8 protein-coding genes are annotated in these 6,000 nt (G+C 29.1%); 2 read left to right on the forward strand and 6 right to left on the reverse strand.

Annotation, left to right across the window (positions count from 1 at the left end):
* The first annotated feature begins 61 nt into the window (after positions 1 to 61).
* Together ACJMLB_RS00695 and ACJMLB_RS00700 are read left to right on the forward strand one after the other, a co-directional pair.
* Entirely contained in the window at positions 62 to 460 is a 399-nt protein-coding gene (locus tag ACJMLB_RS00695) for a cell division protein SepF (protein ID WP_296855360.1), read from the forward strand.
* Positions 461 to 631: 171 nt separating this feature from the next.
* Positions 632 to 1,069 (forward strand): C-GCAxxG-C-C family protein, encoded by a 438-nt coding sequence (locus ACJMLB_RS00700; protein WP_295604979.1) that lies wholly within the window; start codon positions 632 to 634, stop codon positions 1,067 to 1,069.
* Positions 1,070 to 1,134: 65 nt separating this feature from the next.
* Here the strand turns inward: ACJMLB_RS00700 and ACJMLB_RS00705 are convergent, their stop codons facing one another.
* The 6 genes from ACJMLB_RS00705 to ACJMLB_RS00730 form a co-directional block, all read right to left on the reverse strand.
* The gene (locus ACJMLB_RS00705) at positions 1,135 to 1,893 is read right to left on the reverse strand and encodes a TatD family hydrolase (protein ID WP_405322854.1); all 759 of its coding nucleotides are present in this window, start codon (positions 1,891 to 1,893) and stop codon (positions 1,135 to 1,137) included.
* Positions 1,894 to 2,412: 519 nt separating this feature from the next.
* Positions 2,413 to 2,688, reverse strand: coding sequence for a winged helix-turn-helix domain-containing protein (locus ACJMLB_RS00710; RefSeq protein WP_405322857.1), 276 nt, complete (start codon positions 2,686 to 2,688; stop codon positions 2,413 to 2,415).
* A gap of 7 nt (positions 2,689 to 2,695) precedes the next feature.
* Complete coding sequence (locus ACJMLB_RS00715) at positions 2,696 to 3,307, reverse strand: zinc ribbon domain-containing protein (protein ID WP_405322859.1); 612 nt, start codon at positions 3,305 to 3,307, stop codon at positions 2,696 to 2,698.
* A gap of 35 nt (positions 3,308 to 3,342) precedes the next feature.
* Positions 3,343 to 4,200, reverse strand: a complete 858-nt coding sequence (locus ACJMLB_RS00720; RefSeq protein WP_405322861.1) for a hypothetical protein — start codon at positions 4,198 to 4,200, stop codon at positions 3,343 to 3,345.
* A gap of 48 nt (positions 4,201 to 4,248) precedes the next feature.
* Positions 4,249 to 5,361 carry a GIY-YIG nuclease family protein gene (locus tag ACJMLB_RS00725; RefSeq protein ID WP_405322862.1) on the reverse strand — a complete coding sequence of 371 codons (1,113 nt, stop codon included), beginning with the start codon at positions 5,359 to 5,361 and terminating at the stop codon, positions 4,249 to 4,251.
* Positions 5,362 to 5,390: 29 nt separating this feature from the next.
* Entirely contained in the window at positions 5,391 to 5,948 is a 558-nt protein-coding gene (locus ACJMLB_RS00730; RefSeq protein WP_405322864.1) for a hypothetical protein, read from the reverse strand.
* Positions 5,949 to 6,000 lie beyond the last annotated feature (52 nt).

Here is a 6,000-nt window from a genome sequence, read left to right on the forward strand (position 1 = left end):
TTTTTAAATTTATTTAAATTAATTAATCAATTTTATTTATTAAATTTAAGGGAAGATCAAAATGAGTTTTACAGATAATTTAAAGAAAAGCCTTGGTTTTGAAGAAGATGACTTTGGCACTGCATACGGAATTAGCGATTACGGAGAAGAAGATTTTTTCGAAGATGAATTCACTACAATCTCTCCAGAACAAACTTTTTATGAAATTGTCTTAATCAGACCAAAATCCGTAGATGATATGGATTACATCTTTGACCAAATCGTTGAAGAAAACAATCCTGTAATTCTTGATTTAAAATTCCTTGAAAAACAAAGTGAAAAGGACTTCAGACAAGCAGGAGAAATCTTAAAGCTTTTAAGACATCAATATGGTGCAGAAGCAATTTTGCTTTCACAAACTGAAGACAAAAACTTAATTATTGTAACTCCATCTAGAGTTAAATTAGTTAGAAAAGATTAAATGGAACAATACTCATATTGTTTTTCCTATTTACTTTTCTTTTTCTATTTTTTTATTTTTTTATTTTTTTCAAGTATTTTAAATTCTTTTTTTATTAATTTTTTAAATAATTAGTTTATTTTAGTATTATTATTATAATTATTATATTTTAGTTTTATTTGGAGTGGTATCATGAGTCATGTGGAAAGATCAGTGGAATTATTCGGATTAAAGTTCAATTGTGCACAGGCTGTTTTTGCAAGCTTTTCTGACGAATTAGGGATTGATGAAAAACAGGCACTTAAAATAGGAGGATGCTTTGGAAGTGGCATGCGTAAAGGTGAGGTTTGTGGAGCATGCACTGGTGCATTAATGGCTTTAGGATTAAAGTATGGTCAAAGTGAAGTCGGTGATGTGGATAGCAAACTAAAGTCAGATGATGTTTGCGTCAAGTTTTTAGAGGAATTTGAATCAAAAAACGGTTCTTATATCTGCAATGAATTGTTAGGGTGTGACATTAGAACTAAAGAAGGAGTTGAATATGCTGTGGAAAATAATCTTTTCACTGAGTTATGTCCTAAAATGGTTGAATCAGCTACATTGATTGCAGAAAAGTTAATTAAGGAATGATTTTTTAATTATTCCCCTTTTCAATTTTTTAATACTTTTTTTCAAAATTTCTATTTTTTATTCATTTAAATATTGAAAAAGCTTTTTGCATTTTCAAATGCTACTTTATTTATCTCTTTTTTATCGTATCCTAATCTTTTTAGTGTTCTGACTGTTTTTGGAACAGAAAGGGGATTAGATGGCTTATTGCTTATATCACTATTCAATAGGAATTTATCAAATCCATATTTGTCTAAAATTTCAATTGCCTCTTCAACTTCCATCTTTTGTGGTTGTACAGTCAATCCTATGGTGAAATCATCATCGATTATCTCTTCAATGGTGTTGAGGTTTATATGATCTATGACTACAAGATTTGGATTGATGCTTTCAAGAACAATTTCCTTTATGTCCTTTAAGACTTCAAGCTTGTTTTTTCTTGGAGTGTGAATGATGACTTTTGATTTGGTATCTTCTGCCAATTCCAATTGCTTTTTAAAGACTTCTTTTTCCATATCAGTATTTTCATCCAAACCTATTTCTCCAATAGCAATTATGTCCTTATTATCTATCCATTTCTCTAAAGCTTCAAATATGATCTCATTGTTCTTCAATGCATTAGCTGGATGAATCCCCAATGCAACCCTTAAGTCAAGACCATATTCTCCAGCTCTTCTTGGTTCAAAGTTTAGGATTCTATTTAAGTGGTTTAAAAGTATTTCTGGGTTGTTATCAATTTTATAAGGATAGTAAGAGCAAGTTATTGCAGTATCTATTCCGCTAATAAACATTTTTTCAAAGTCTTCGCTGCTTCTTGAGTCCGCATGCATATGTGTATCAATCATATTTTCACCATTTTTAGGAATCTGTTAAATTTTTTTCTAGCTATTGGGATTTTTGTTAAAATATTATTATGAATAGTTAAGAATTTGTTTCTAATTATATTTTTCTTCGTTTTATATATTATTTTTTCTAAAAATCATTTTAATTCAATATTTTTATAAAAATTAACAGTTTCACATCAATATTGATGTCATTTTGAAATTCTATTTCCCGTTTTTCTAGCATGTTTATATATGTGTTTATGAAAATTACTAATTGAGTTAATCAATATTCTGGAGGAATGATATATAATTTTACCTAATTTTAAGAGATTTTTTTTAAATTGTTGGGATATGTTGAAGTTTCATAAAAAAAGCAAAATTCTTGTTGTCTTGTATTGTGATAAATAGTTAATTTTGAATAGTGTTATGTATATATATTTCTATATTTTTTTAAAATATGATAATGTACTGCCCTAACCACCACATCTATTTTTAATGGGAGGGGGGTGTGTGCTGTGTATGGTGTGATCTATTAATGATTTATTTTTGTTTTGTATTCAAAAAGTTTAGCACATCAATACCCAAGTCAGTAATTCTATACAATCTGCCACGTTTGTAGTCTGGATTTAGCAAATAAACTAATTCTTTTTCCCTTAAATATCTTAATTGTTTGCTTACACTATTGATGTGTAATCCAGTAGCTTTTGCAATCTCTGTTGGTATTAAAACATCATTATTGTGGAGACAGTTTAAAATTTTTTGCCTATTCGGTGCAATTTTAACAAAAGTGGCTAAAACAAGTAATTTTTTATCCATTTTACTATTACAATTTTAGTTCTCTTCTCTTTTCTGGATTTTCTATAAAATCATTAATTTTAACGAATAATACATCAGCTCTTGCGTCTAATGCTTTATTTTCTTTAAGTAATGCTTTATTTTCTTCACTACAATCCCATCGTTGATGAATTTCATCATATAAAAGATCTGCTTGTGCTTTTGAATTAATTTTTTCAATGATTTTATTATTTTTTTGTATAGTTTTTTCGTTCTTTTCTATTCTCTTTCCAATTTCACCCATTTCTTTTAGGTCATTATTTATTTCATCATTTAATTTCCTTTCTTTTTTGAGCACATCAAGCACTGCATCCCTTATTCTGTTCCCATCGTATTTTTTCTCATCAAATAATTCATAACATTTTAGCAAGGCAGCATCGTAATCTCCATTGGTCACTAAGCCTTGAATGATTCCTATTGCTTCAGAATATCTCTCGCCAGCCATTAATTCCGCACCACATTTTGGACAAAAACTAAATACTTCATATGTTTCTAAAGCACAACGAGGGCAAACCTTGGCTTGTGGCTTTTTACAGCCACAATAAGGACAAAATTCAAAATCATCATCAAATGATCTATTACAATTTGGACATAATACCATTAAAACACCTTTTTATTTTGATTACATTTGGCTAATTATAATAAATATTCTTTTGCATCATTTACCATTTTTACAAATAGTTCTCTATGTTCTTGGTATTCTTTGAAGTTGTTGATCTTTACATCATATCTTTTCCATCTATTGATGTATGAATATTCTAGTCCTGCATTGTCTAATTTGTTGTTAATTTCTTCGTTCTCGTTTCCTTTGAATCTTAGATACATGAATTTTTTGAGTGGTTGGAATGCTATAAAGTTTCTTGCTATACCATCAATAGTAAGCCCTATGTAAAATTTGTTGTATTTTAATTCATATTCAGAAACTAGGTCACTTAAGTCTTCATATATTGAATCAACAATTTTCATCATATTCTTTGTACTTTTAGTGTTTTCCCAATAGTTTCTGTCAGTTGTTAGTAATTCCTCTTCTTCTTCAGTGCCTAAATCTATTCTATCAATTATTTTTGTAAAGACAAGTGAAACATCATCTCCAGTTTTGTATGCTGAAAGCTGTAATGCTATAAGAGGAATTGAACCATTAAACAGTGAAATTACATTCATGAACCTTCCAGTTATTTCTTCTGCAACAATTACTGCACAATGGTCATATTGAGGATATCTTTTCTTTTCGGTATCCCAATATTCAATTGTTCTGATAATATGGCTTGGATCGGTAGCTCCTAATTGTATTTCCACTTCAAATCTATTTCCAGAATCATCTGCCAATAATATGTCAAGACGCCCACCAGCCGGTTGGATTTTTTCTCTTTGAATAGCAGTCAAGTCTCCAAGACCTAATGCTGCAGGATTATCAAAGATGAATTTCTGTATAAGATCTTCATTGATTTGAGGGTTGTTTTTTAAATATATTCTATTCAATGTCTTCAATTCCATATATTTTTCCTCCATTTAAGCTGTAAATCTTTTACATAATATTATAATTCAAGGCATATTAAATTTTATTTTTTCCATTAATGAATCTTCTTCAGTAGGTCCAACTGAACTTTCTGCAGGTTTTTCATTAATTTGATTATATGGATAATTATTTAATAAAAATTGAACTTGCCCTTCTTTTTTATAATACTTAGGGACTGAAAAATCATCACATAATGATTTGAAAGTTTCTTTATCCATTGCACATATTTTTGATATTCTTTGCCTTAAAATAGCTTCAGGTTCTTTTTTATTTGTTAGTGATAAATTGTCATAAATCTCATCCACGATAAGTTCATTGACTTTTTTAATAATTTTCTCTGCAGAAAAATTCTTAAATAAGAAAATTATTTGATCAGACCTTAATTGATATCTTGGTGTAGGAAAATAATTAATTAATTGTTCAAAATATTTGCTATTCATATTTTGTATTCTTGATTTACATTCACTAACAGTTTCTACAAAGATATAAGGTTTATTCCCATAACCAGTATTCGTATTGCGATTAGAAGAATTTATGTAATCTGAAATAACCTTGTTATTAGGACTAGTGTTATTTTTTTCATTAGTTTCAGCACTATTGGGCTGCTTTGCAAAAAATTTTGTCATGTCCAATTTAAAACTTGTTTTCCATCGTAAAATAACATAACTGCTAACGCACAATGCGACAATTGTTGAAATAACCATATTGCCATACTCGCCCAATGGTCTAAAGATGAGTGAAGAAACATAAAGAGTCAATAAGTATAATCCTATGAACACCAATGAAGCAATTATAAAATTTTGAACAGCCTTAACTTCTTTAGAAGGCATAGGGTTATAATATTCTGGAGAGTATTTTGTTCCAGATCCTCCTCTGGTCTGATTATACCCATTATGAAAAGTATTAAAATGACTTATATACAATCTCTCTCTTTCATCAAGGTACGGGGTGTATTCAAGTACTTGAAAATTAAATCTGTCCCCTCTATTATAATCTCTTTGTAAGCCCGCATTGTGATGGGTTCCCTTGTTTAATTCATTTTTATGTTGATTCCATCGTTTTTGAACATTTTTTGACTGCCCAATATAGGATTCACCAGTCCTTTCATTAGTTATTTTATAAATTCCACTTCTAGACATAAAATCAACCGTTTCGAAGATATAAAAGATCAATATAATTTTGCATTAACTTCTTGGTATGAGTCTGTTTCATAAGCTTTAAAAGAATCGTATAAAGTTATTTTTGTATTATTTAAATTCTCATCTGTAGCTATAGTATACCATAGACTATAAGATATTACTTTATCATCATCTTCTGCTTTAAAACTAATAAAAAGTTCATTAATATTTTCATCATAGGTTGGCAACATATAACGATAAATAGCAACTCCTTCAGAATTAGTTTTTACACTGTCACTGAAAGAGTAATCTTCACCAATTATTGAAGAACCACCTGCATTAATGTAAATTGTAGAATTCGGTTTGTATTTAATTGGGAAATCAATACTTTCCAAATTTGTTGGAACATTGGATATTGTATCAATATCATCATCGTAAATGCTCAAGTGAGTAAAAAATAAATGGTCATAGACCATACTTATTCCCCCAATGACCATAACTATAATAAGCAATACACCAGCTACGCCACAACATATGTCCCATAAAGAACTCTTTGCAATTTCCCTTTCAACGGGCCTTCTAAATCGTTTAGGAACTCTCCTTGCCATATCAAATCACCATTTTACATATAATTATACTTTAAATTTTATGTTATTAATA

Source organism: Methanobrevibacter sp. (assembly GCF_045114555.1).
GTDB lineage: Archaea > Methanobacteriota > Methanobacteria > Methanobacteriales > Methanobacteriaceae > Methanobrevibacter.